The organism is Halococcus agarilyticus, from assembly GCF_000334895.1.
Lineage (GTDB): Archaea > Halobacteriota > Halobacteria > Halobacteriales > Halococcaceae > Halococcus > Halococcus agarilyticus.
Genome location: NZ_BAFM01000001.1, coordinates 139,608 through 162,538 on the forward strand (window position 1 = coordinate 139,608; position 22,931 = coordinate 162,538).

Sequence of the window (22,931 nt, forward strand, 5' to 3'; positions counted from 1 at the left end):
GTGGGGAGCTTACCCGAGGCTCCCTTCCATTTCGAGTTCGATCAGCCGGTTGAGCTCGACCGCGTACTCGATGGGTAGTTCTTCGGTGATCGGCTCGATGAACCCGGCGACGATCATCTGCTTCGCGTCGTCGTCGTCGAGGCCCCGGCTCTGGAGGTAGAAGACGTCCTCGTCGCCGATCTTCCCCACAGTAGCCTCGTGGGCGACGTCGACCTTCGACTCCTCGATCTCCATGTACGGCATCGTGTCGGAGGTCGACTCGTTGTCGAACATCAGCGCGTCGCACTCGACGCTCGTCGAGGAGTTCTCCGCGCCGTCGGAGATGTGGACCAGGCCACGGTAGTTCGTGCGCCCGCCGTCCTTGCTGATGCTCTTGGATTCGATCGTGCTCTTGGTGTCGGGCGCGTTGTGGTAGACCTTCGCGCCGGTGTCGATGTTCTGGCCCTCGCCCGCAAAGGCGATCGTGATGTGGTTGTCCGTCGCACCACGACCCTTCAGGATGGTCGAGGGGTAGAGCATCGTGGCCTTCGAGCCCATCGAGCCCGAGATCCACTCCATCGTGCCCTCGCGCTCGCAGATCGCGCGCTTGGTGTTCAGGTTGTAGGTGTTCTTCGACCAGTTTTGGACGGTGGAGTACTGGACGTGGGCGTTCTCGCCGACGAACACTTCGACGCCGCCGGAGTGAAGGTTGAACTCGCTGTACTGTGGGGCCGAACAGCCCTCGATGTAGTGGACCTCCGAGTTCTCCTCGGCGATGATGAGGGTGTGCTCGAACTGGCCCATCCCCTCCGAGTTCATCCGGAAGTACGCCTGGATCGGCATCTCGACCGTGACGTCCTCGGGGACGTAGACGAACGAGCCACCCGACCAGATCGCGCCGTGGAGCGCCGCGAACTTGTTGTCGCTCGCCGGGACACAGTTCGTCATGAAGTGCTCCTTGACGAGTTCTTCGTGCTCCTGGACCGCCTTGTCCATGTCACAGAAGACGACGCCCTTCTCCTCCCAGCGCTCCTGCATGTTCTGGTAGACGATCTCGGACTCGTACTGTGCGCCTACCCCGGAGAGGGCGTTCTTCTCGGCCTCGGGGATGCCCAGCTTGTCGAAGGTGTCCTGGATCTCCTCGGGGAGGTCGGTCCAGTCGTCGACGCCGCCCCGGGTGTCGATATCGGGCCGGATGTACGGCACGATCTGGCCGATGTCGACCTCCGAGAGGTCGGGCTGGCCCGGCCAGTCGGTCGGCATCGGCATCGCGTGGAACTGCCGGAGCGCGCGCAGGCGGCGCTCCAACATCCACTCGGGTTCGTCCTTGTCCTCGGAGATCAGGCGGATGGTCTCTTCGTCGAGATCGCCCTTTTCAGCCCGGAACGCCGAACTCTCCTCCTTCTTGAACTCGAAGCGAGCTTCCGAATCGGTCTCGCGCAGGTGGTCTTGGTCGGAACTCATGATGTGTGTTGTGTAGTGGTCGAAGCCTTATCAGGCTGTCTCGTAGGCTTCCTCACGGACCCAGTCGTACCCCTCGTCCTCGAGCTGGTGGGCCAGCTCCGCGCCGCCGCTTTTGGCGATCTTGCCGTCGAGCATCACGTGGACGTGATCGGGCTCGACGTAGTCGAGGATCCGCTGGTAGTGGGTGATCTGGAGGATGCCCGCGCCCTGTTCGTCCCGCAGCGCGTTGATCCCGTTCGAGACGTCCTGCAGCCGGTCGATGTCGAGCCCGGAGTCGATCTCGTCGAGCACCGCGATCGACGGTTCGAGGATCGCGGCCTGGAGCACCTCGTTTTGCTTCTTCTCGCCGCCCGAGAAGCCCGCGTTGAGGTAACGCTGGGCGAACTCCGTGTCCATGTCGAGCTGGTCCATCTTCTCGGCCATGATTTCCTGGAACTCCGCGACGCCGACGTCGCCCTCCTCGACGTCGCCCTCCATCGGCGAGGTGTCGTAGCCCGCGTCCTCGTCGTCCGCGTCGGCCTCTGCCTCCTCGCCTTCGTCGTCCTCGAAGAGCTCCTCGCGCTCTTCGAGCTTCGCGTTCAGGGCGGTGCGGAGGAAGTTCACCATCGTGACGCCCTCGATCTCGGCGGGGTACTGGAAGCCGAGGAAGACGCCGAGCGCCGCGCGCTCGTTGGGTTCGAGATCGAGGAGGTTCACCGTTCGCATGTCCTCGGGGATCTCGATGTCCTCGAACTCCTCTTCGTCGAGATGGACGAGCACCTCGCCGTCGGTGACCTCGTAGGCGGGGTGGCCGGCGATGACCTTCGCGGTCGTCGACTTCCCAGACCCGTTCGGTCCCATCAGTGCGTGGATCTCACCCGATCGAACTTCGAGATCGACCCCGTCGAGGATCTTCTCGCCGCCCTCCGCGACCTGTGCGTGGAGGTTCCGCAGCTCTAAGCGTGCCATGGTCCTATCGTCCGTTGGTTGGCGCGTCGACCTGATAATGGTTTTCATTCACCGGTAACGATTTTCGATGGAGGAAATTATGTTTGTCGCGAGCCAAAGCCGCGCGGGCCAGGTCGGCTGGAGGGGAATCGCACTTCGTGCAGCGCTGCGCGGTAGCGGTTGGCGATGTAGTCGCGGAGGCGGAGCAGTGGCGGTGTGGAGCGGGAGGAAGCCACGCGGCCGCGTTTATCGCGGCCGCACGGGGAGGGACGGGGACTTCAGCGCGTGCCGCCACGAGGCGCTACGCGCCTCGGCCCGTGAGCAGACGCGACAGCGCGGGTCGCGCAATGCGGTCCTGGTGTCCTGCCGAACGAAGTGAGGCAGGGCTCGGGAGAGCGAAGCTCTCCCGGCGGACATGAAAAGGGCGAGGAACCGCCGCCAGGCGTCCGGCCGAGCGCAAGCGAGGCCGGATGCGCGGGCCGGTGGCCCGCGCAGTTCCGAGGGCTTTCAGGCGAAGGTTTTGGTCACGTCGCCGGTCGCCTCCTCGTCGGCTTCGATCTTCGCCCACGCCTCGTCGAAGTCGGTCATCCGGACCTCGGTGCGCTCGTCGCGGATGGCGAACATCCCGGCCTCGGTGCAGACGGCCTTGATGTCCGCGCCGCTCGCGTCGGCGGCGTCGGCCGCGAGCTGCGAGAACTCGACGTCGTCGGCGAGGTTCATCTCCTGGGTGTGGATCGCGAAGATCTTCTCGCGGCCCTCGGCGTCGGGTTTGGGGACCTCGATGAGCCGGTCGAACCGACCAGGCCGGAGGATCGCGCGATCGAGCATGTCGAAGCGGTTGGTGGCGGCGATGATCCGAACCTCGCCGCGCTCCTCGAACCCGTCCATCTCGCTGAGGAGCTGCATCATCGTCCGTTGGACCTCGGCGTCGCCCGATGTCTTCGAGTCCGTTCTCTTGGAGGCGATCGCGTCGATCTCGTCGATGAAGATCACCGCGGGCTCGTGCTCGCGGGCGACCTCGAAGAGATCCCGGACGAGCTTCGCACCCTCGCCGATGAACTTGTGGACGAGCTCCGAGCCCGCCATCTTGATGAACGTCGCGTCGGTCTGGTTCGCGACCGCCTTCGCGAGCATCGTCTTGCCCGTTCCGGGCGGCCCGTGGAGCAGCACACCCGATGGGGGCTGGATCCCGACGTCGTCGAACATCTCGGGGCTCTTCAGGGGGAGCTCGACGGTCTCGCGCACCTCGTTCATCTGTTCGGCGAGCCCGCCGATGTCGTCGTACACGACCCCGGGGCTCTCCTCGACCTCCATCACGCGTGCCCGGACGTCGGTCTCGTCCGAGAGGTCGGTCACCACGGAGAGGGAGTTGTTGACCGCGACCCGCGAGCCCGGTTCGAGCTTCTCGCGGAGCTCGTCGGTGACCTCGGTGAGCGCCTCCTGGTTGTTGCCGTGCTGTTTGATGATGACGCCGTCCTCGGCGACTTCTTGGACCGTGGCGACGAACAGCGGCGACTGCTTCAGCTTCTTGTTCTCGTGGTTGAGGCGTTCGAGTTTCTGCTGGAACTTGTTGTTCTCGGCGTTCGCGTCGAGCAGCTTGTCGCGCATCTCCTCGTTCTGGGCGTCGAGGATGTCGATGCGCTCTTCGAGCGAATCGATCTTCTCCTGGTGTGAGGCGTCGGTATCGTACGGTTGCTCCACGTCGTCCACCGTATCGGTCATTGCCAGCGATAGGGCGCTGGTTCATAAGAGACTTCGGGTCGCGCCGATCGCTCGCTGTCTCATAGGGATTGTTGTGAGTCATTTCGGTATGCCGCCGACCCGTGTCGGCGGCTACCGGTAAACAGTCACAACAATCCCTCTCAGTAGGCGATCAGCGCTCGCTTGCCGGTGTTCATTCTGGGACGACCATCAGCTGGGTGTCATAAAGCCACAGCGTTATAACTTTCACGAGGGATACAACGCGATATACATGAGTCCCCTCCTGCCGGCCGTTCTCGAAGCATCATCACGGCCTCGCTTCGTCCGTTTCCAGCGGCCGACACGTAGCGATGTCGTGGGTCGATCGTATCGATTCTCGGGTATGCAACTGAACTGCACATAACCGATCATGCGCTTGGCTCATCTCGCCGACATCCACATCGGACACCGCCAGTACGGACTCGACAAACGAGAGGACGACATGATCGCGACGCTTCGCCACACTCTCGGCGAAATCGGTGACAGCGACGTCGACGCCGTTCTCCTGCCGGGTGATCTGTTCCATTCCCGGGACCTCCGTCCGAAGAACCTCGACAGGGTCGAAGACGCCCTCCGAGAGTGCGTTCCCGACGATGTTCGTGTGCTCGTCTCGCGCGGAAACCACGACGAGAACCTCTCGCCACGGGACGTCACATGGCTCAGCTATCTCCACCGCCGTGGTCACATCGTTCTGCTCGAAGCCGATCTCGGCGGCGACACCGCAGCGGGGTTCGATCCGTTCGATCCCGACGAACCGGGCGAACACGCCGAATTCGTCGATCTCCCTGACGCCGACGTGGGCGGCCCGGTTCGCGTCTTCGGCCTGCAGTGGCGTGGTGCGCGGACGGCGGACGCGCTCGAACGGGTTGCCCGTGAAATCCGTGCGACGAACGACAAACATGGTGAGCCGGCGTACACTGCTCTACTCGGGCACTTCGGTATGGAAGACGAGGTACCCGCACTCGGCGGCACGATCACCCACACCGACCTTCGGGAGGTCCGGGAGGTCGTCGACTATCTCGCGCTCGGCCACATTCACAAACGCTACGAGGCCGCCGGCTGGATCCACAACCCGGGTTCGCCCGAGGCACACGACACCCAGGAAGGCCGTGACGACTGGGAACACGGCTACTACCTCGTGGAACTCGAACCCGACACGAACGCCGATGGTCCGGGGGCACTGGCTCACGACCCGACCCATCACGCGTCGAAGCGTCGGGCCTACCACCCGATCGAGTTCGACGTCACCCCGTACGACTCGCCAGGCAATCTCGAAGCGGCGTTCCACGAACACGTTCGCGAGGAGCGCGACGCTATCGAGACACGCTGCGAACGGGACGTCCACACCGGAAGGGGTGGGAGTCGGCGACCACCGCTCGTCGATCTTCGATTCACGGGGACGCTCCAGTTCTCCCGATCCGATCTCCGGACGGGCGAACTCTCCGCACGAACGAAAGAGGCGTGTGAGGCACTCCACGTCCAGACCACGGTCGGCGTTCGGACGGCGGACGTCGAGGCGTTGCTCGCCGAACTCGAAGACGACGGCGCGTTCGTCGACGGCAGACTCGACACCTCAGTGCTCGAACGCCAGGTCTTCGAGACCATCGCCACCGAATCGGAGTACGGCGACCGCGCCGACGACGTCGCGGACGTCCTCGAACGCGCCCACGCGATGGCCCAAGACGGCGAGAACCCGACGGACGTCGCCGATACCGTGAGCGAGCGTCGCCGGGAACTGTTCCCCGAGATGGCCGACGACGTCACTATCGACGTTCCCGAGGATCCCCTCACGGACGAAACCGACGACGCCCGAGACACCGCCGCGACCGACGACGGTGCGAACGAGACAACCGTCTCGGACGCCACGACGACGGCAGGACTCGGCGAGTTCGCGAGTCCCGATGGGGGTGACGCCGAGTGAGGATCACTTCCGTCGCGCTCGAAGACATCAAGTCCTACGAGGATCGAACGGAGATCCCGCTGGCCGGCGGCGTGACGGCGATCCTTGGCGAAAACGGTGCGGGGAAATCCACCGTTCAGGAGGCCATCGGTTATGCACTGTTCGACTCGCTCCCGTTCACCACGAAGGATTTCGTTCGTGAGGGGGCTTCCTCGGGCAAGGTCGAAGTGACCTTCGAGCAGGAAACCACCGACGGCACCGAAACCTATCGCGTGACGCGCCACGCGGGACGATCGAAGTACGAGGTCGCTCGTCAGGACGGCGACACCTGGCTCGATCAGGAGATCGACAGCAAGGCGTCGCTCGTCGAGTGGCTCTGCGCCCGATTCGGTCTCGCTGACGGCGACGAGCTCTCGGATCTCTGGGAGTCGTGTATCGGCGTTCCGCAGACACGATTCCTGGCCGACTTCGCACAGACCGCCCGCGGTCGCAAGGCGACGTTCGACGCACTCCTCGACATCGACGCCTACGAGGAGTCGTTCGGCGGCACGCTGAAGGACGCTCCCGATGCCATCGAGGCCGAGCGAGCGTCCGTTCGCGAGGACGTCCGGGAGCTGACCGGCGAGGTCCAGGCGCTACCCGAGCGACGAGCGAAGGTCGCGGAGCTCGCCGAAGAGATTTCGTCGCTCGAAACCGCCATCGAGGAGACCGAGCAGGAACTTCGAGATGCGGAGGAGCGCTACGATGAACTCGCGGCGGTCGAAGACCGCATCGATGACCTCGAAGGCGAGCTGCAAGCGGCGGAGAACGACATCGAGTCCACAACGGCCGCGCTCGAAACCGCGCGCAAGGAACTCGGGCGTGCGCAGGCGGCAGCACAGCAGTGCGAAGCGGCGAGGGAGGGCCACGAGCGATACCTCGACGCCGAGGAACGCGAGGAGTCGCTCGAAGAACGCGAGGCTACCCGCGACGAACTCCGCGAGCGAAAGCGCGAGCGGGAGGGCGAGATCCAGCGACTCGAAGAGAGGGTGGACGGGCTGGAAGCGGACGTCGAGAAGCACAAATCGGCAGCGGCGACGATGGAGGAACTGGCGGACGCGAAGGAACGCCACGACGAGGTCGACGAACGCATTCGAGAGGGCGAGCAGACGAAGACGACCATCGAGACGCTCGACGAGACCATCGACGAACTGGCCGAGGAGATCGACACCACCGTGGGCGAGATCGTCGAGAACCGTCGGATGATCTGTCGGATCGAGGAAGAGCGCGAGAACGCACCCGATCTCGGGGAGCTGGAGTCTCAGGTCGGCGACGCGAAAGCCGAACGCACGGCGCTCGCCACCGAACGCGACCGGCTTCGCGAACAACTCGAACGACTTCGCGACGCCGACGCGGACGCGGCGTGTCCGACGTGTGGGCAGCCGCTCGCCGCCGAGCACCGCGAGGAAACCATCGCCGAGCGCGAGGCGCGGCTGGACGAGATCGACGACGAACGCGCGACCCTCGCGGAGCGGATCGAAACGCTCGAAGAGCGCCTCGACGCAGCGAAAGCGGTTCAGGAGCGGGTCACCACCCTCTCCCTCCGATACGAACAGCGCGACGATCTCGCGGAAGAACTACAGGAGCTGAAAGACGAGCGCGAGGACGCGATCGAGCGACGAGACGCGCTCGAAGCCGAGGTCCCCGATCTGGTGGAGCTGCGCGAAACCCGTGCGGAGTTGGCCGACGCCCGCGAGACGTACGTCCAGGCGATGACTAGGGCGGCGGACACCGCCGACGCCGAGGCGGAGCTGGAGACCGTCCAGGAGACGCTCGCCGACGAACGGGACGCACTTGCCGATCTCGAAGACGAACTGCGTGCTTACGGAGATCTCGACGAGAAACTCGCCGAGGTCAGGGAGACGTTGCGCGAGACCGAGGCGGACCACGAAACGTTCGTCCAGCACCGCCAGCAGGCCGCGGAGGTCGAGGAGCGTACGGAGACCGTTGAGGAACTGGAGGCCGAACTCGACGCCGCCGAGGCGACGCGCGACGAACACGCCACGGCGCTGTCGTCGACGCGTGATGAGTTCGATCCCGAGGAGTACGCCGAACTCGACGAGCGCATCACGGAGCTGACCGAGGAGGTCGGCGGCTATCGACAGCGAAAGGAAGCTCGCGAGGCCGACCACGAGGAAGCTGCAGCGGCAGTCGAGCGTCTGGAAGGCAAGCTGGCGGAGCGATCCGAGAAAGTCGAGCGCCTGAAAGAACTCGCCGCCGATCACCGGTTCGCGACGTGGGTCCGCGAGAACGTCCGTGCGGCGGGACCGAAGATGCGCGAGGTCATCACGAGCCGGATCGGCGAGCGCGCCAACCAGCTCTTTCGGACGATCCGCGGACGGGCTGCCGAAACCCTGGAGTGGACCAGCGATTACGAGATCGTCGTCGTCGATGCCGACGTGCGCAAGTCCTTCGACACGCTCTCTGGCGGCGAGAAGATGGCCGCCGCGCTCGCGGTCCGGCTGGCGATCTTAGAACAGCTCTCGTCCATCGGGATCGCCTTCCTCGACGAACCCACCGCGAACCTCGACGCCCAGAAGAAAGCGAACCTCGTCGAGCAGTTGAATCAACTGGAGGCGTTCGATCAACTGGCCGTGATCAGTCACGATACGGCTTTCGAGACCATGACCGATTACGCCGTCACCGTGACGAAGGATCGCCAAACAACGGAGGTGAACGCCGACTGATGGTGTTCGATACACGGAGCGCGGCGGCCGCACTCGACGAAAACGTCGAGGACGTCGAGGAGTACCTCCGGGAGGACGACGATCTCGTTGAACGGTATCGTGAGGCATTCACGGAGGTCTCTGCGTGGGGTTCGGCGCGGATCAACAACGCTGGAGAAATCGGGAGCGGGAGCGAATCGTATCCGGGTGCGAAGCCACCACAGTCCGATGGAGTGTTTACACCTGAGTTCGACACACACGGCGGCTTGATTCACGGTCACGAGGAGAGCGAAACGTGGGAGAGCCACGAGGCGGTCAACGACTGGGCACGGGACGTTTTACGGGGGGTTCCGATGCTGGCGACCGACGGATCCGAGATACCACCGACGACGCAGTTCAACCTCCCGGTTGCGTACGTACAGGCGGCGTGGTGTCTGAACCACCACGTTCCGGAGGGCCGCCTCGAACGCGACCTCGACGGTCAACTGCTCACGCCGGCCGAACTCTCCCGGGAAGCCGACGACGGCGACTATCGGTTCGTGGACTCGTCGCTCGTCGGCCAGCGTCGCTACGAACACGAAGGCGAAACGGTCGTTCGACGGATGGAAGCGCTCGCGGAAGCACGCGACGCCGGTGAGTTGGATCGGCCACCGATCGTCCTGTACGACGGCCCGCTCGTCCTCTCATTTACTAGTGTGTTCGACCACGAGACTCGCCGGCGCTACATCGAGACGATGCGTGAGATCGTCGCCGCCAGCTACGAACGACGCGTGCCGCTCGTCGGTTACGTCGCGGGGACGGATGCGAGCGACCTCGTGAAGATGGTGCGACGACTCCAGCCCGAGACGTTCGGCGAGAACCGAATAATCCCGGATTCACGGGTCCTCTCGGGACTGATGGGGACGTGGGGTGACCGAACGGTCCCGTTTGTCTGTCGGCGCGACGGTACCGTCGATGACCTCTTCGGGTCCAGCGAGCGCGGGGATCACGATGTCTCCGGCGAAGTATTGTTCTCTTATCTCAACGTTCCACCCGGAACGGGGCTGGACCGGATCGAGTTCCCTGACTGGCTGGTCCACGAGGACGGCCCTGAGGGGTACGAAACCATGTACGACTACACTATCGAGATGGTCCGAGCAGAGGCGGCCGTCGGACGGGGCTACCCCGAACTCCTCCAGCAGGCCGACAGCGACGCAGTGCTCGACCAACAGGATCGCCAGCGGTTCCACCGACTGCTCCAGAACTGGGCTGAGGAACACGACATCCCGCTCGAATGGGACGCGAAGGCTCTAAGCAAGGAGCGCCGCCGGTGATTACCACTTCATCGATCGTGCCGTGCGAGTACGGCGATACACGACCACAGACTCACGCTCAATTCCATTCATGAGTACGGACACACCTACCGACGCGGCAAGTGACGTGGCGAGCGTCGCCGACTGTCTCGCCATCGGGAGCATCGTCAACTCGAACAGCCACATGGATTACACCGTCGAGATCTACAACCAGCACGACCGCGACCGCGATCCCGAACCCCAGGAGTACGGGTTCGGCCAACCGGTGTTCGTCCATACGACGATCGACGGTACGCAGTACGTGATGATGGGTGTCATCTACGACACACAACTTGTAGATCCCGATCAAGGTCGTACTGGCCCCCGACTCGCACAGGACGACCAACACCAGTTCACGCCGGGGTACGTCGAGGAGCGGACCACGCTCGCCGGTGTCGCCCTGCTCGGTACTGCCGAAGTCACATCGGACGACTCGATCCGTTCACCCGAGCACGGAATGCCGCCGTGGACGCTGTCCGTCGACGACACCGTTCTTCGGTGTCCCGATGCGGTGACCGTCGCGTTCCATACCGACGAGGATGGCGGGCTACGGATGGCGTACTGGGATCGGCTTCTCGACGTGGCCGGCGATTTCGGTGCGGAGGTCACCCTCGCGATGATCGAACGGCTTCGGGACGCCTTCGATGAGGGCGATTCCAACCAGCAGGTCCTCGACGTCATCGAACGGAACGTCCGCTGGCAGGCATCGACCGATCGCGGGGTGGTCCGTCGATGAGCGGTCGTCCGAACGAGACGAGCGAAAGAGTCGACACGACCGGCGGCGGCAAGATCGTCGGCACGGTTGTCGAGCCCGGCGACGGGCCGAACGAGTTCGTGTTCGTCACGCCCGACGAGCAGACGGTCAAAACCGGCGAGTTCATCACCTACACCGTCGCCGTCGAGGGCACAGTCAGGGACGTCATCGCGCGGGTCACGAACCGCGAGCAGTCCCGCGGTCTGCCGGCGTCGTTCATGGCTGATCCCGAAGTCGCACCCGACACCGTCGCGGCGACGCTCGGCGTGCCGAACGAGGACGTCGACCTCTACCGACTGACGGCGACGGTTGTCGGGTTTTATGATGGGGGCGAAGACGGGATGAAGACGTTCTCGAACCCGCGTCAGCTCCCACGGCCAGGCGAGCAGTTGTGCACTGCACCTGACGGGTTGCTCGAAGCCGTACTGCCGAATCTTGGTGTCGACGATCCGAACGAAGCTGATCCGGCAACGATGGACGGCCTCGCTCACGTCGGTTGGCTGCTCAACCGACCCACTGAGGCAGTAAATCTGCACCTTCCGATCGACGAGTTCGCCGCGACGCATCTCGCAATCCTCGCCTCGACGGGCTCGGGCAAATCGTACACGGCGAGCGTGCTGATCGAGGAGATGATGCAGCCCTCCTCACGGGCGTCGCTGCTGGTGTTCGACCCTCACGGCGAGTACGACACGCTATCGGATATGCAGAGTGATGATTTCCGTGGTGATGATGGCTACATACCAGAGGTTGAAACCTTCCCGCCAGACCGACTCCGAGTGCGGATTTCGGATCTAAACCTTGGTGATGTCCTCTCAGTTATGGACGATCCGAGCCCCCGAATGGAAGAACGCCTCGCGGCGGGCTGGCGATCCCTCCAGAACGACGACAGCAAAGGCGAAACGTGGGGCGTTGACGATCTCATGAACAGAATGCATCATATATATTCGGACGATGAGGAGGGTGACACGAGTGTGAATGCACTCGAATGGCGTCTTCGGCGTGCTCTCGAGCAAAACGACCTATTCGACACCAGCGAAAACGTTCCGCTTGCTGATCTCGTCGCGCCGGGCAAGTGCACCGTCCTGAAAATGGATACCCTTGACCAACGCGACCAGCAGATGATCGCGACGGTTCTGCTCCGCCGGCTCTATCAGGCACGCCTCGATCACGAGCGCGGCCGCGAATCACCCGTCGACTTCCCGCTGTTCGCGCTGTTCGAGGAGGGTCACCGGTTCGCGCCGAGCGCCGGGAGCGCACCCTCGCTGGGAATCATGCGCACCATCACCTCCGAGGGCCGGAAGTTCGGGTTCGGGATCGGCGTCGTGAGCCAGCGCCCCTCGAAGATCGATCAGGACACTCTCTCGCAGTGTGGAACTCAGATTACGATGCAGATCCAGAACCCCGCGGACCAGAAGGCTATCGAGGAGTCAGTCGAGGCGGCTGGCGAAGAGGTCCTCGACGAACTCCCGGGGCTCACACCTGGCCAGGCGGTCCTCTCGGGCGACGCGATGAACACCCCGGTTCTCGTCCGGGTCCGCGAGCGCCACACCGAACACGGTGCGGCGGGATCGAACGCGACCGAAGCCTGGCGCGAGAGCTACGCCGCCCGCCAGCGCGAACCGGTCGGATCAGAAGCACCGGACATGGGTGGCGGGGAGTCGTCGGGCGTCGACGAACTGTGACCGAGGACGCCTGGTCGCATGATTAGCTGTCTCCGCTCCCGACTTCGATACCGAGTTCGTCAGCCGTGCGCTCGTTCGAGCGTCTGGCGCGCTCGATCGGTGGTCCGATACCCGCGCTCGCCGGCCACCTCCGCTTCCGCGAGCAGCCCCGCCGCCCGGAGCTCCGCACACAGCCCGTGGAGATCGCTCTCGCAGAGGTCGTACCGCGACAGCAGCGTTCGCACCGCGAACGGCCCATGAGTGTCGATCTCGCCCAGTAGCGCGAGCGCGCGGTCGTCCTGGACCTTCTCCATACTCACCCTACCGACCACGGTCGGTTAGCGGTTTTGATACCCTCGGTACCGGCGGTAGCCGTTCGCGAGCGCCACCAGTCCGATCGCGATCCCGAGCCCCGCGAGCCGCCACCGACCCCGGAAGTATCCCATCAGCAGTCCCAGCGTCGCCGCGATCACGCCGATCTTGAGCGCGAAGACGCTGCCCCAGAACGCCCGGAGCAGCTCCGGTGACGCGTCGACATCGGACGTATCGGGGACCGAGACCGTCGGATCGTCGGGACCGAGCTCCGCGTCGAGCGCCCCGACGTCGATCCCGAGATCCGAACCCGGGAGGGAGTCGCCAGCGTCGTCCGGTGTCGAATCGCCCGGCGGGTCGTCTGACACACCCCTCTGTCGGGTCCGTCGAGCAAAAAGGATTCCGTACGGGCTCACACCTGATCTGCGAGCCGGAGCGCGTCGCCCGCTTCGAGCCACGCGAGCGGGTTCGCGGCGTCGTAGAACACGACGCCGTCGTCGATCTCGTAGCGTTCGGTGGTTTCGAGGCCTACCGGCGGCGACGGTTCGTCGGCCGTCCGCGCGGGCGGATCGGGTAGATCGGGTCGATCGGCAGCGTTCGTCATACTCTAACACGGTATCACGTACCACGTAATAGGGTTTGTGGATTCGGCCGACGTTGCCCGGCGGCCGAAACGACACTCCGGGGCGAGGGGACGACCGCGGGGATTTTTAGCGGCGGGGGCGAACTCCCCTCCATGACCGAGGAGGGGACCACGCAGGCGACGCTCGGCGGCAGCGCCGATCCGGGCGGGAGCGAGTCGGCGGCGGCAGCGGCAGCCCGCGAGGTCGCCGGCGACGGCGGGGCGAACGCCGAGCTCACCGATCCCGCCGCACGGCGCTACCCCGACGCCGACGGTACTGTCGAGATCGCGGTGACCCAGGTCGACTACACGATCGAGGGCAGCGGCCGCGACGAGACGCCGATCATCCACGTCTTCGGCCGCACGGACGAGGACGAGGTCGAACACGTCCGTGTCCACGAGTTCCGGCCCTACTTCTACGCACCGTCGGAATCGCTCGTCGAAAACGACGACCGGCTCGATCACGACCGGATCACCGGCTGGGAGGAGACGGCTGCGGACGGCGACTCCTACGAGAGCATTCGTGGCGAGTCCCTCACCAAGATCTTCGGCCAGACCCCGCGCGATGTCGGGCAGATCCGGGATCGCTTCGATCACTACGAGGCCGACGTGCTGTTCCCGAACCGATTCCTGATCGACAACGACGTGACGAGCGGGCTCCGGGTGCCCGAACGACGCGCATCCGACGACGCGCTCGTCGTTCCCAACGGCGAGGTCGAGCCGATCGAGATGCAGGCCGAAGCCCGGGTCTGCACGTTCGACATCGAGGTCGACGACCGCTCGGGGTTCCCCGAGGACGGCGAGGAGACCATCGTCTGCCTGTCGAGCCACGACTCCGCCCGCGACGAGTACGCCGTCTGGCTCTACGAAGCGCCCGGCGGCGAGGCGGGACCCGAGGAACTCGCAGCGTACGAGGCGATCGACGGCGGCGGTGCGGACGGCGAAGACGGCGGCGAGAACGGCGACAACGGGAACAACGTCGACGCCGACGTGTACCGATTCGCCACCGAGGAGGCGATGCTCGCGGCGTTTCTCGATTACATCGAGGACACGAACCCCGACGTGCTCACGGGCTGGAACTTCGCGGACTTCGACGCGCCGTACTTCATCGACCGGCTCGAAGAACTCGGCGGCGCGGATCACGAGGAGCACGATCTCGACCCCGACCGGCTCTCGCGGGTGAACGAGGTCTGGCGGTCGGACTGGCAGGGGCCGAATGTCAAGGGTCGCGTGGTGTTCGACCTGCTGTACGCCTACCAGCGCACCCAGTTCACCGAGCTCGACTCCTACCGGCTGGACGCCGTCGGCGAGGTCGAACTCGGCGCGGGCAAGGAGCGCTACCCGGGCGACATCGGTGACCTCTGGGAGGACGACCCCGAACGGTTGCTCGAATACAACCTCCGGGACGTAGAGCTCTGCGTCGAGATCGACCGCCAGCAGGGCGTGATCCCGTTCTGGCAGGAGGTCGCGTCGTTCGTGGGCTGCAAACTGGAGGACGCCACCACGCCGGGCGACGCGGTGGACATGTACGTGCTCCACGAGGCCCACGGGAAGTTCGCGCTTCCCTCGAAGGGCCAGCAGGAGACCGAGGAGTTCGAGGGCGGTGCGGTGTTCGATCCCATCACCGGCGTGAAGGAGATGGTCTCGGTGCTCGATTTGAAGTCACTCTACCCAATGAGCATGGTGACCATCAACGCCTCGCCCGAGACCCAGGTCGATCCCGCGACCTACGACGGCGAGACCTATCAAACACCCACGGGGGTCCACTTCCGGAAGGAGCCTGATGGAATGATCCGCGAGATGGTCGACGAGCTCCTCACCGAGCGCGAGGAGAAGAAGGCTCGCCGCGACGATCACACCCCAGGGACCGGAGCGTACGAGCGACTCGACCGCCAGCAAAGCGCCGTGAAGGTCATCATGAACAGCCTCTACGGCGTGTTCGGCTGGGATCGATTCCGGCTCTACGACCGGGCGATGAGCGCGGGCGTGACCTCCACCAACCGGGAGGTCATCGCCTTCACCGAGCGCGCCGCGAACGAGCTGGATTATCAGGTCGCCTACGGCGACACCGACAGCGTCATGCTCGAACTCGGTGCCGACACCACGAAGGACGACGCCATCGATCAGGCGTTCGCGATCGAGGATCACATCAACGACGCCTACGACGAGTTCGCGCAGGAGACGCTGAACGCCGACGACCACCGCTTCCAGATCGAGTTCGAGAAGCTCTACCGACGGTTCTTCCAGGCGGGTAAGAAGAAACGCTACGCCGGCCACATCATCTGGAAAGAGGGCCAAGACGTCGACGACGTCGACATCACGGGGTTCGAGTACAAGCGCTCGGACATCGCCCCGATCACCAAGCGCGTCCAGCACGAGGTCATCGATCGCATCGTCCACGGCGAGGACTTGGACGAGGTCAAGACGTACCTCAGAGGCGTCATCGACGGGTTCGACGAGGGTGAGGTCGACGTCGAGCAGGTCGGCGTACCGGGCGGGATCGGCAAGCGCCTCGACGACTACGACACCGACACCGCCCAGGTCCGGGGCGCGAAGTACGCGAACCTCCTCCTCGGAACGAACTTCCAGCGCGGCAGCAAACCCAAACGCCTCTACCTCGATCGCGTCGACGGCCGGTTCTACCAGCGCCTCGAAGCCGAGCGCCCCGAGATAACGGAGCACCCGCTCTACGACGAGTTCCGGCGGGACGTCAGCGAGGGCAAGGGCGTCATCTGCTTCGAGTACGCCGACCAGGTCCCCGACGAGTTCGCCATCGACTGGGAGAAGATGCTCGACAAGACCCTCAAGGGACCGATCGCGCGCGTCGTCGAGGCGGTCGGCATCTCGTGGGACGAGGTCAAGTCCGGCCAGACCCAGACCGGGCTCGGAAGCTTCACCTGAACGTTTTTACTGCGGAGGGTCGCCGAAGGCGACCCCCGCTTGCAAAAAGCTTCACCGGAGCGGCATAGCCGCTCCGAGCCCTCGTTCGCTCCGCTCACGAGGACATGAAAAACTCCCGCTCGCGCCTCCGGCGCTCGCGGTGAGAACGCTGGCACTCTCCGCAACCGCCACGCAACCACCAACCGCACAGCACCGCCCGAGCCCTCGGCCCTTCGGACCTCGCCCTCGATCCGCCAGGAGAGCAAGCTCTCCCGAGCCCTGTGTTCGCTCCGCGAACGCAGGACGCCAGGCCCGTAACCGCACCGCCGCCGCACCGCTGCCGCAGCCGCCCCGCACCGCGACACGTCGGGGTCGTGACCGTTCACGTCGCGTCGAGGCCAATTTGGTATCCGACCATGTCATGGGCCCACGCGCCGGATTTCGATCGACGGTCGACGGACGATGGCGGCGAACCTCGCCGACACCTCACACAGGTAAGTATTAATCTTTTTAAGTTCGCCCCCCGCCGATTCATGCCATGCGCAGACTCGGGCGGCACGTCGCCGACGCCTACCGCAACCTCCGTCACGGTGGGCCCGACGTCATCCGGGAGTTCCTCTCGCGAGCGTACTTCGGCACGGTGCCCTCCGTCGATCCCGACCCCGTCTACGCCGAGGACTGGGACCTCCTGATCGTGCTCGATGCCTGCCGGGCCGACCTCTTCGACGAGGTGGTCGCCGACGGCAGCTACGAGGGCCTCTACGGCGGCGAATCCCGCATTTCGGCGGGCAGCACCTCGACGGAGTGGATCGAAGGCGTCTTCGGCGACGCCGACCCCGACGACCTCCGCGATACGGCGTACATCACGGGCAACCCCTACTCCGAATCGCATCTCGACGAGGAAGCGTTCGGCCTCGTCGACGAGGTTTGGCGGTACGCCTGGGACGACGAGCTGGGAACGATCCCCGCGCGGCCGCTGACCGACCGCACCATCGCCGTCGGCCGCGAGCGCTCCTTCGACCGGATGGTGGTCCACTACATGCAGCCCCACTTCCCCTCGATCCCCGACGACGACCGCGATACGGGCGTCACCCTCGACGAGTTCGGCGACGAGTCGATGTCGGTCTGGGAGGAGCTCCGCTTCGGTCAGCGAACCGAGAGCGAGGTCTGGGAGAGCTACCGCAAGAATCTCGAATACGTGCTCGGCGAGGTCGGACTCCTGCTTGATCACGTCGACGCCGAGCGAGTGGTCGTGACCGCGGATCACGGCAACGCCGTTGGCGAGGCGGGGCTGTACGGCCACGCCGAGGGCGTCGCGCTCCCCTGCCTCCGAGAGGTGCCGTGGTGTAAGACCACCGCGACCGATCGCCAGGTCCACGAACCCGCCCAGTACGACGCCACCGCGACCACCGGCACGACCGCCGCCCGCCTCGAATCGCTTGGCTACGCTTGAGGACCTGAACCTTTTTACTGCGGGGGATCGCGCTCGCTCCCTGCGGTCGCTCGCGCGACCCCCAAAAACGTTCACCGGAGCGGCGTCGCCGCTCCGAGCCCTCGCTCGCTTCGCTCACGAGGACATGAAAAACTCCCGCTCGCTCCCTTCGGTCGCTCGCGGTGGGATCGCTGGCACTCACCGCGACTGCCACCGCAACCGCCCGCCACCGCCCCGCCACCGCCACGCAACCGCTGACCGCACAGCACCGCCCGAGCCCTCAGCCGTTCGCTCCGCTCACGGTGGTTCGAGAGAGCCAAGCTCTCTCGTCATCACGAACGGCTCCGCCGTTTCGAACGACTTCGCCCTCGATCCACCAGGAGAGCAAAAACCAGGGTGGCATAGAACGGTTCTCAGTCGGCTGCGAGGGGATCGTTGACGCCGAGCGCTCGGCTGGCGGCCAGCACCGTTGCGGGACCCATCATTCCGATAACGAACATCGTCAGGTTGCGGGCCTGGCCAGTCATGAACTCCAGAACGAACGCGTTGTACGCAGAGACGACAACGAACCCGATGTAGGCAGCCGCCAGAACTGCGTTGGCCCGCCGATCGTTGGAGTCGCGGCCGGGACCGACCGCCCGACCGGCGATGACTACCGCCGGACCGACCGCGACGCCAGCCGCGATCAGGAGAGCGTCTACCATCCAGCGCTCCCGGAACTCGATGATGACTACGGCAGCGAGCACCGCTGCGAAAGTCACGAGGGAGACCACCCCCAGGACAGGGCGCAGGGCGTCGTTTCCCATCGATCGAACGTCCCGCCAAGGCAACATCAATGCCACGATTCTATGGATCGACTATCGCTGAGTAGACCTTCTATCCGTACATTCGTCGGACGACCATAACAAGGTAGGTGAATCGTTCTATGACACCCCCGAGCAAAACCTTCCTGAATTAGCCCGCCTCTGGTCCACCGCTTGCCTGCCGACCACCGACCCGACTCCGGAAAGTCCTTGACCGACGGGAGCGCCATCCCGGACAGTAGCCGTGCCCTCGAAACCGAACCTCCTCGTGCTCTGTGTCGACTGCCTCCGCGAGGACTGCCTCGCATCGAACGCGTCCGACACGCCCTTTCTCGACGATCTCCGTTCTTCCGGAATCGACTGCGAGCAACTGTTCGCGACCGCGACCACCACGACGCCCGCGGTCGCGAGCCTCCTCACGGGCTCGTACTCCGAGCGCAACGGCGTCCACTCCCTCCAGTACGGCCGTCTCGACGCGGACGTTCCGACGCTCCCCGAAATCCTCGGCGAGCGCGGCTGGCACACCGAAGCGCTCGTGACCGGCCCGCTGGTCGATGAGACGGGGCTCAATCGGGGGTTCGACGTCTATCGTCATCGGGAAGAGGACGAGTCGCTGTTCGGTGCCTGGCGCGACACTGCCCGCGACCGCCTCGCCTCGCTCCCCGAACCGTTCGCGGCGTTCGTCCACTGCTGGGAACTCCACGAGGACGTCGACGTGCCCGCTGCGTACGACGCACCGGCCTACGGCGATACCGGATACACGCGTGCGCTCAGCGCGCTCGATCGGGAGCTCCACGATCTCGTTGCGACGGTTCCCGAGAACACGCTCGTCGCGGTCCACGGCGACCACGGCGAGAGCATCACCCACCGCCACAACCCGCTCCGGCTGCTCGCCAAAAGCGTCCGCGACGCGTTCCGGTACTACGGCGGCGTCGACACCCGCTCCGTCGTCGACCGAGTGAATCGCGCGCTCGACGGCCTCGGCCCCGACGTCGCCGATCACTTCCTCGAAAACGGCCACGGGGAGAACGTCTTCGACTTCGCGACCAACGTCCCCTTCGTCCTCGCCGGGCCGGGGATCGACCCCGCGACGATCACCGCCCAGACCCGCCAGGTCGACGTCCTCCCGACACTGCTCGCGGCGCTCGGGGCTGATTTCGAGAGGGGGATCGACGGTGAATCACTCCTGCCGGCGGACGACGTCACCGACCGGCCGGCGTACCTGCGCGCGTGCGGCGCGTCGCTCCACCGCCGGCGCAACTGGGCGCGCGCGATCCGCCACGACGGCGCGAAGTACGTCGAGTACCCCGATCGTGCGTGGTCGGCCGAACTGTACGACCTCGACGCCGATCCCCAGGAGCTCGTCCCGATCGAGGCCGACCGGCTCGCGGCGCGGCTGCAACGTCGCCTCCCCACCGACGAACTCGGCGACGCCGAACGCCTCGACATCGACGCTCGGCTCCGCGACCTGGGCTATCTCTGAGGGGGCTGTCGCTACGTCGGTCGGCCGGTGATCGACGCGCCGCGGACCCGGATCGTCGCCGCCGCGGCCGCCCCCAGACTGTTGGTCAGGAAGAATCCCCCGACGCTGTGGATCGTCACCGCTGCGGTCGCGGTCGTCGGGCTCGCGCCCGTCACGAGCACGAGCAGCGTGATGTTGACCGTCTCGATCCCGCCGAGGCCGCCGGGCGTCGGCACGATGCTCGCGGTGGTCCCGATCGGCACGACGAAGAAGGGAACGTAGACGGGGACCGACGCGCCGACCGCGAGCAGCGCGACCCAGAGCCCGAGCGACTGACACGCCCAGCCGGTCGCCGAAAAGGCGAGCGCGGCCACCACCCGCCGGCGGTCGCCCGCCACGCGCTCGACCGCTTCGACGAAGTTCCCGATCCGGGTCGCGATCTCGTCGGGTTCGAGGGGGTCGCCGGGGAGCACGCCAGAGATTCGTCGGATCACCGGAGACAGATGACTCACGATCCAGCGCTGAAGATCCACACGCCGCCGCCACGCGAGTGCCGCCAGTAGTGGTAGTCCAACCGCCGCCACGATCACGCTGGCGACCAGCACCGCGAGCCCGTCGCTGAGTGCGACCGCGGTGGCGTAGTAGCCCACCCCGACCACCGCGAAGGAGAGTGAGGGAACGAAGTTGAGCGCGTCGAGGCTCGCGATGCTCGCGAGTGCGGTCTCGAACTCGGTGTCGGAGATATCGGTCAGCAGCCACGCCGTGACCGGTTCGCTGCTCGCCTGGCCGAAGGGCACCACGTGGTTGATGAACGCCGCAGCGGCGGTGACGAGCACCGCGTCGAACGCCGAGAGGTCGACGCCGAGCGCCGCGAGGATACACCGGAGGGCGAGCCCCCACGCGAGGAGCCACGCCACGATCGTCGCGGCGACCACACCCACAAGGGGGAGGCTGGCGCGCGAGAGCGCGGCGAGCACGTCCTCGACGCCGACGAACCAGAACAGCGCGGCGAACACGGCCCCGGCGGCGGCGAACCCGACGAGGGCCGTCGAGAGGGTTCCGCGACGCATACCCGTCCCACACGGGGGGAGCGCTTGAACCCGGCGGAACCGCTCGCCCGATCGGGGATCGATCTTCGTTTCGGGTCCGGAGTGGCGGTGAGTTTATCCCGCCGACTCCCGACCGTGGCGTATGCGCGTCGGGCCCCGCGTGATCGTGCTCGTCGCCGCCGTGGTGCTCGCGGGCTGTCTCGGCGGGGCGAGCGACGGCGCACCCTCGAACAGTGCGCTCTCGTTCGCTGCGGCCGACGACGCCGGCCTCGCCTACGAGACGACGGATTCGGGCCTCGGCAACGGCAACGACAGCGTCTACGCTGCGGACTACGACAACGATCTCCACACCGATCTCCTCGCCATCGGCGGCGACGACCTCGCTCTCTTCCACAACACCGGTGGATCGTTCGAGCGCTCCGGTGCGCTGCCCGAAATCGCCGGCCACGTCCAGAGCGCGCTCTTTTTCGACCGCGACACCGACGGCTGGCAGGACCTCCTCGTGCTCCGGCGGAACGCCACACCGGTCTTCCTCGAAAACCGCAAAGGGGAGTTCCACCGGGCCGACGTAGGTCTCGACGACGAGCTCGCGATCCCGGTGAGCGCGAGCGCCGCCGACTACACCGGCGACGGGTGTCCCGACCTGTTCGTCGCCCAGTACGGCGACTGGGAGAACACCACCCCGCGCGCGTGGAACGCGCCGACCACGCTGATCGAACAGGACAACGGCAACCCGAACCTGCTCTACCGGGGGACCTGCGCGGACGTCACGAACGAAAGCGGCGGGTTCGAGCGCGCCACCGACACCGGGATCGAGGGTTCACACTGGAGTCTCGCGACCAGCTTCGTCGACCTCAACGCCGACGGACGGCCCGACATCCACGTTGCCAACGACTACTACAACGACACGATCTACTACAACGAGGGCGACGGTACGTTCGAAAAGCGCGTGCTCGGTGCGGAGACCGACCGAAACGGGATGTCCTCCGAGACGGCTGATCTCGACGGCGACGGCCGGCTCGATCTGTTCGTCACCAACATCTACTTCCCCGAGAACACGAGCGCGCTGTCCGAACAGGAGCGCGAGCTGTTCGAGAGCTTCGTCGAGAACCGTCTCGGCAAGCGGATGCGTGGCAACAACGTGCTGCTCGGAGCAAACGAGACGAACGGAACGAACGGTACCGACGGGACGAACGGAACGAACAACGCCGGCAGCACCAGCAGCACTGGCGACACCACCAGCACCACCGCCAGCGACGCGGGATTCACCTACGCCGGGAAGCGTCTCGGCCTGTACCGGGGTGGCTGGGGTTGGGCGGCGGCGATCACGGACTTCGACAGCGACGGTGAGCAGGACGTGTTCCACACCACCCAGACCGTCATCGCGTTCGACGACTCGAATCCGCGATATCCGACACCGATGACGTGGGTCCAGCACGACGGCGACTTCTACCGCCAGAGCGCGACCGACATCGGGTTCGAATCGACCAACGGCCGCGGGGTCGCCCATCTCGACTACGACCGTTCCGGGACCGCGGACCTCGCGCTGGCGACCTACGACGACCGCCACCGACTCTACCGGAACAACGCCTCGCAGGGCAACAGCCTCCAGGTTCGCGTGAAGTCGGGGAGCCTGAACCACACCTCGCTCGGTGCACGGGTGTCCGCCACCGCCGGCAACGACACCCAGCTCCGGGTGAACACCGCGAAGGCCGACTACCAGTCCCAGGACACCCGCTTCCTCCACTTCGGGCTCGGCGAGAGCGAGTCGGTGTCTGAACTTCGGGTCGCGTGGCCGGACGGCACGGAGCGCGTCCTCGAAAACGTCTCCGCGGGCCAGCGGATCGTCGTGACGCCCGGCGGGATCGCCGACCGCGCCGACTACCGGAACGCCACCGGGTGACGATCAC

At 65.6% G+C, this 22,931-nt stretch carries 16 protein-coding genes and 1 pseudogene; 9 read left to right on the forward strand and 8 right to left on the reverse strand.

Annotated elements, in window-relative coordinates:
• Positions 1-9 precede the first annotated feature (9 nt).
• The 3 genes from sufB to pan1 form a co-directional block, all read right to left on the reverse strand.
• Complete coding sequence (gene sufB, locus TX76_RS00630; RefSeq protein WP_049898282.1) at positions 10-1,443, reverse strand: Fe-S cluster assembly protein SufB; 1,434 nt, start codon at positions 1,441-1,443, stop codon at positions 10-12.
• A gap of 30 nt (positions 1,444-1,473) precedes the next feature.
• Positions 1,474-2,391, reverse strand: coding sequence for an ABC transporter ATP-binding protein (locus TX76_RS00635; RefSeq protein WP_049898284.1), 918 nt, complete (start codon positions 2,389-2,391; stop codon positions 1,474-1,476).
• 486 nt (positions 2,392-2,877) lie between these two features.
• Entirely contained in the window at positions 2,878-4,092 is a 1,215-nt protein-coding gene (gene pan1, locus TX76_RS00640) for a proteasome-activating nucleotidase Pan1 (RefSeq protein WP_049898286.1), read from the reverse strand.
• 388 nt (positions 4,093-4,480) lie between these two features.
• Here pan1 and TX76_RS00645 point away from each other — a divergent pair, with 388 nt between their 5' ends.
• The 5 genes from TX76_RS00645 to TX76_RS00665 all read left to right on the forward strand — a co-directional run bounded on the left by TX76_RS00645 (position 4,481) and on the right by TX76_RS00665 (position 12,482).
• On the forward strand, positions 4,481-6,031 hold the full coding sequence (locus tag TX76_RS00645; RefSeq protein WP_049898288.1) for a metallophosphoesterase family protein: 1,551 nt from the start codon (positions 4,481-4,483) through the stop codon (positions 6,029-6,031).
• Positions 6,028-8,736, forward strand: coding sequence for an AAA family ATPase (locus tag TX76_RS00650; protein ID WP_049898291.1), 2,709 nt, complete (start codon positions 6,028-6,030; stop codon positions 8,734-8,736). Before TX76_RS00645 ends, TX76_RS00650 begins: the two co-directional genes overlap by 4 nt.
• Complete coding sequence (locus tag TX76_RS00655; protein ID WP_049898293.1) at positions 8,736-10,028, forward strand: DNA double-strand break repair nuclease NurA; 1,293 nt, start codon at positions 8,736-8,738, stop codon at positions 10,026-10,028. Before TX76_RS00650 ends, TX76_RS00655 begins: the two co-directional genes overlap by 1 nt.
• Positions 10,029-10,098: 70 nt before the next feature.
• Positions 10,099-10,782: a hypothetical protein gene (locus tag TX76_RS00660; RefSeq protein ID WP_049898296.1), complete on the forward strand. Its 684-nt coding sequence runs from the start codon at positions 10,099-10,101 to the stop codon at positions 10,780-10,782.
• The gene (locus TX76_RS00665; protein WP_049898297.1) at positions 10,779-12,482 is read left to right on the forward strand and encodes an ATP-binding protein; all 1,704 of its coding nucleotides are present in this window, start codon (positions 10,779-10,781) and stop codon (positions 12,480-12,482) included. The genes TX76_RS00660 and TX76_RS00665 overlap by 4 nt, the downstream gene beginning before the upstream one ends.
• 59 nt (positions 12,483-12,541) lie before the next feature.
• Here TX76_RS00665 and TX76_RS00670 read toward each other — a convergent pair.
• The 3 genes and pseudogenes from TX76_RS00670 to TX76_RS00680 form a co-directional block, all read right to left on the reverse strand.
• Positions 12,542-12,775 (reverse strand): annotated as a pseudogene (locus TX76_RS00670) (DUF7346 family protein); the annotation flags it as partial.
• A gap of 24 nt (positions 12,776-12,799) precedes the next feature.
• Positions 12,800-13,141 carry a DUF7322 domain-containing protein gene (locus TX76_RS00675; protein ID WP_049898301.1) on the reverse strand — a complete coding sequence of 114 codons (342 nt, stop codon included), beginning with the start codon at positions 13,139-13,141 and terminating at the stop codon, positions 12,800-12,802.
• A gap of 44 nt (positions 13,142-13,185) precedes the next feature.
• Positions 13,186-13,377: a DUF7331 family protein gene (locus TX76_RS00680; RefSeq protein ID WP_049898302.1), complete on the reverse strand. Its 192-nt coding sequence runs from the start codon at positions 13,375-13,377 to the stop codon at positions 13,186-13,188.
• 132 nt (positions 13,378-13,509) lie between these two features.
• Here TX76_RS00680 and TX76_RS00685 point away from each other — a divergent pair, with 132 nt between their 5' ends.
• Both TX76_RS00685 and TX76_RS00690 read left to right on the forward strand, forming a co-directional pair.
• Positions 13,510-16,296, forward strand: a complete 2,787-nt coding sequence (locus TX76_RS00685) for a DNA-directed DNA polymerase (RefSeq protein WP_049898304.1) — start codon at positions 13,510-13,512, stop codon at positions 16,294-16,296.
• Between the two features lie 517 nt (positions 16,297-16,813).
• On the forward strand, positions 16,814-17,728 hold the full coding sequence (locus tag TX76_RS00690; RefSeq protein ID WP_049898306.1) for an alkaline phosphatase family protein: 915 nt from the start codon (positions 16,814-16,816) through the stop codon (positions 17,726-17,728).
• Positions 17,729-18,120: 392 nt separating this feature from the next.
• On the opposite strand, the gene TX76_RS00695 is transcribed toward TX76_RS00690, so the two are convergent.
• Entirely contained in the window at positions 18,121-18,513 is a 393-nt protein-coding gene (locus tag TX76_RS00695; RefSeq protein ID WP_049898307.1) for a hypothetical protein, read from the reverse strand.
• Positions 18,514-18,754: 241 nt separating this feature from the next.
• On the opposite strand from TX76_RS00695, the gene TX76_RS00700 reads away from it, so the two are divergent.
• Positions 18,755-19,993, forward strand: a complete 1,239-nt coding sequence (locus TX76_RS00700) for a sulfatase-like hydrolase/transferase (protein WP_049898309.1) — start codon at positions 18,755-18,757, stop codon at positions 19,991-19,993.
• Positions 19,994-20,004: 11 nt separating this feature from the next.
• Here TX76_RS00700 and TX76_RS00705 read toward each other — a convergent pair whose 3' ends face one another.
• Positions 20,005-21,042, reverse strand: a complete 1,038-nt coding sequence (locus TX76_RS00705; RefSeq protein ID WP_049898311.1) for a lysylphosphatidylglycerol synthase transmembrane domain-containing protein — start codon at positions 21,040-21,042, stop codon at positions 20,005-20,007.
• A gap of 121 nt (positions 21,043-21,163) precedes the next feature.
• On the opposite strand from TX76_RS00705, the gene TX76_RS00710 reads away from it, so the two are divergent.
• A complete protein-coding gene (locus tag TX76_RS00710) occupies positions 21,164-22,924 on the forward strand; it encodes a CRTAC1 family protein (protein ID WP_049898313.1) in 1,761 nt (586 codons plus the stop codon).
• The last annotated feature ends 7 nt before the right edge of the window (positions 22,925-22,931 follow it).

Excerpts from the sequence above, each read along its gene's own strand:
- sufB (WP_049898282.1), bottom strand. The coding sequence starts at position 1,443 with ATGAGTTCCGACCAAGACCACCTGCGCGAGACCGATTCGGAAGCTCGC.
- TX76_RS00635 (WP_049898284.1), bottom strand. The coding sequence starts at position 2,391 with ATGGCACGCTTAGAGCTGCGGAACCTCCACGCACAGGTCGCGGAGGGC.
- TX76_RS00710 (WP_049898313.1), top strand. The coding sequence starts at position 21,164 with ATGCGCGTCGGGCCCCGCGTGATCGTGCTCGTCGCCGCCGTGGTGCTC.
- TX76_RS00680 (WP_049898302.1), bottom strand. The coding sequence starts at position 13,377 with ATGACGAACGCTGCCGATCGACCCGATCTACCCGATCCGCCCGCGCGG.
- TX76_RS00690 (WP_049898306.1), top strand. The coding sequence starts at position 16,814 with ATGCGCAGACTCGGGCGGCACGTCGCCGACGCCTACCGCAACCTCCGT.
- TX76_RS00645 (WP_049898288.1), top strand. The coding sequence starts at position 4,481 with ATGCGCTTGGCTCATCTCGCCGACATCCACATCGGACACCGCCAGTAC.
- TX76_RS00660 (WP_049898296.1), top strand. The coding sequence starts at position 10,099 with ATGAGTACGGACACACCTACCGACGCGGCAAGTGACGTGGCGAGCGTC.
- TX76_RS00685 (WP_049898304.1), top strand. The coding sequence starts at position 13,510 with ATGACCGAGGAGGGGACCACGCAGGCGACGCTCGGCGGCAGCGCCGAT.
- TX76_RS00705 (WP_049898311.1), bottom strand. The coding sequence starts at position 21,042 with ATGCGTCGCGGAACCCTCTCGACGGCCCTCGTCGGGTTCGCCGCCGCC.
- pan1 (WP_049898286.1), bottom strand. The coding sequence starts at position 4,092 with ATGACCGATACGGTGGACGACGTGGAGCAACCGTACGATACCGACGCC.
- TX76_RS00655 (WP_049898293.1), top strand. The coding sequence starts at position 8,736 with ATGGTGTTCGATACACGGAGCGCGGCGGCCGCACTCGACGAAAACGTC.
- TX76_RS00695 (WP_049898307.1), bottom strand. The coding sequence starts at position 18,513 with ATGGGAAACGACGCCCTGCGCCCTGTCCTGGGGGTGGTCTCCCTCGTG.
- TX76_RS00665 (WP_049898297.1), top strand. The coding sequence starts at position 10,779 with ATGAGCGGTCGTCCGAACGAGACGAGCGAAAGAGTCGACACGACCGGC.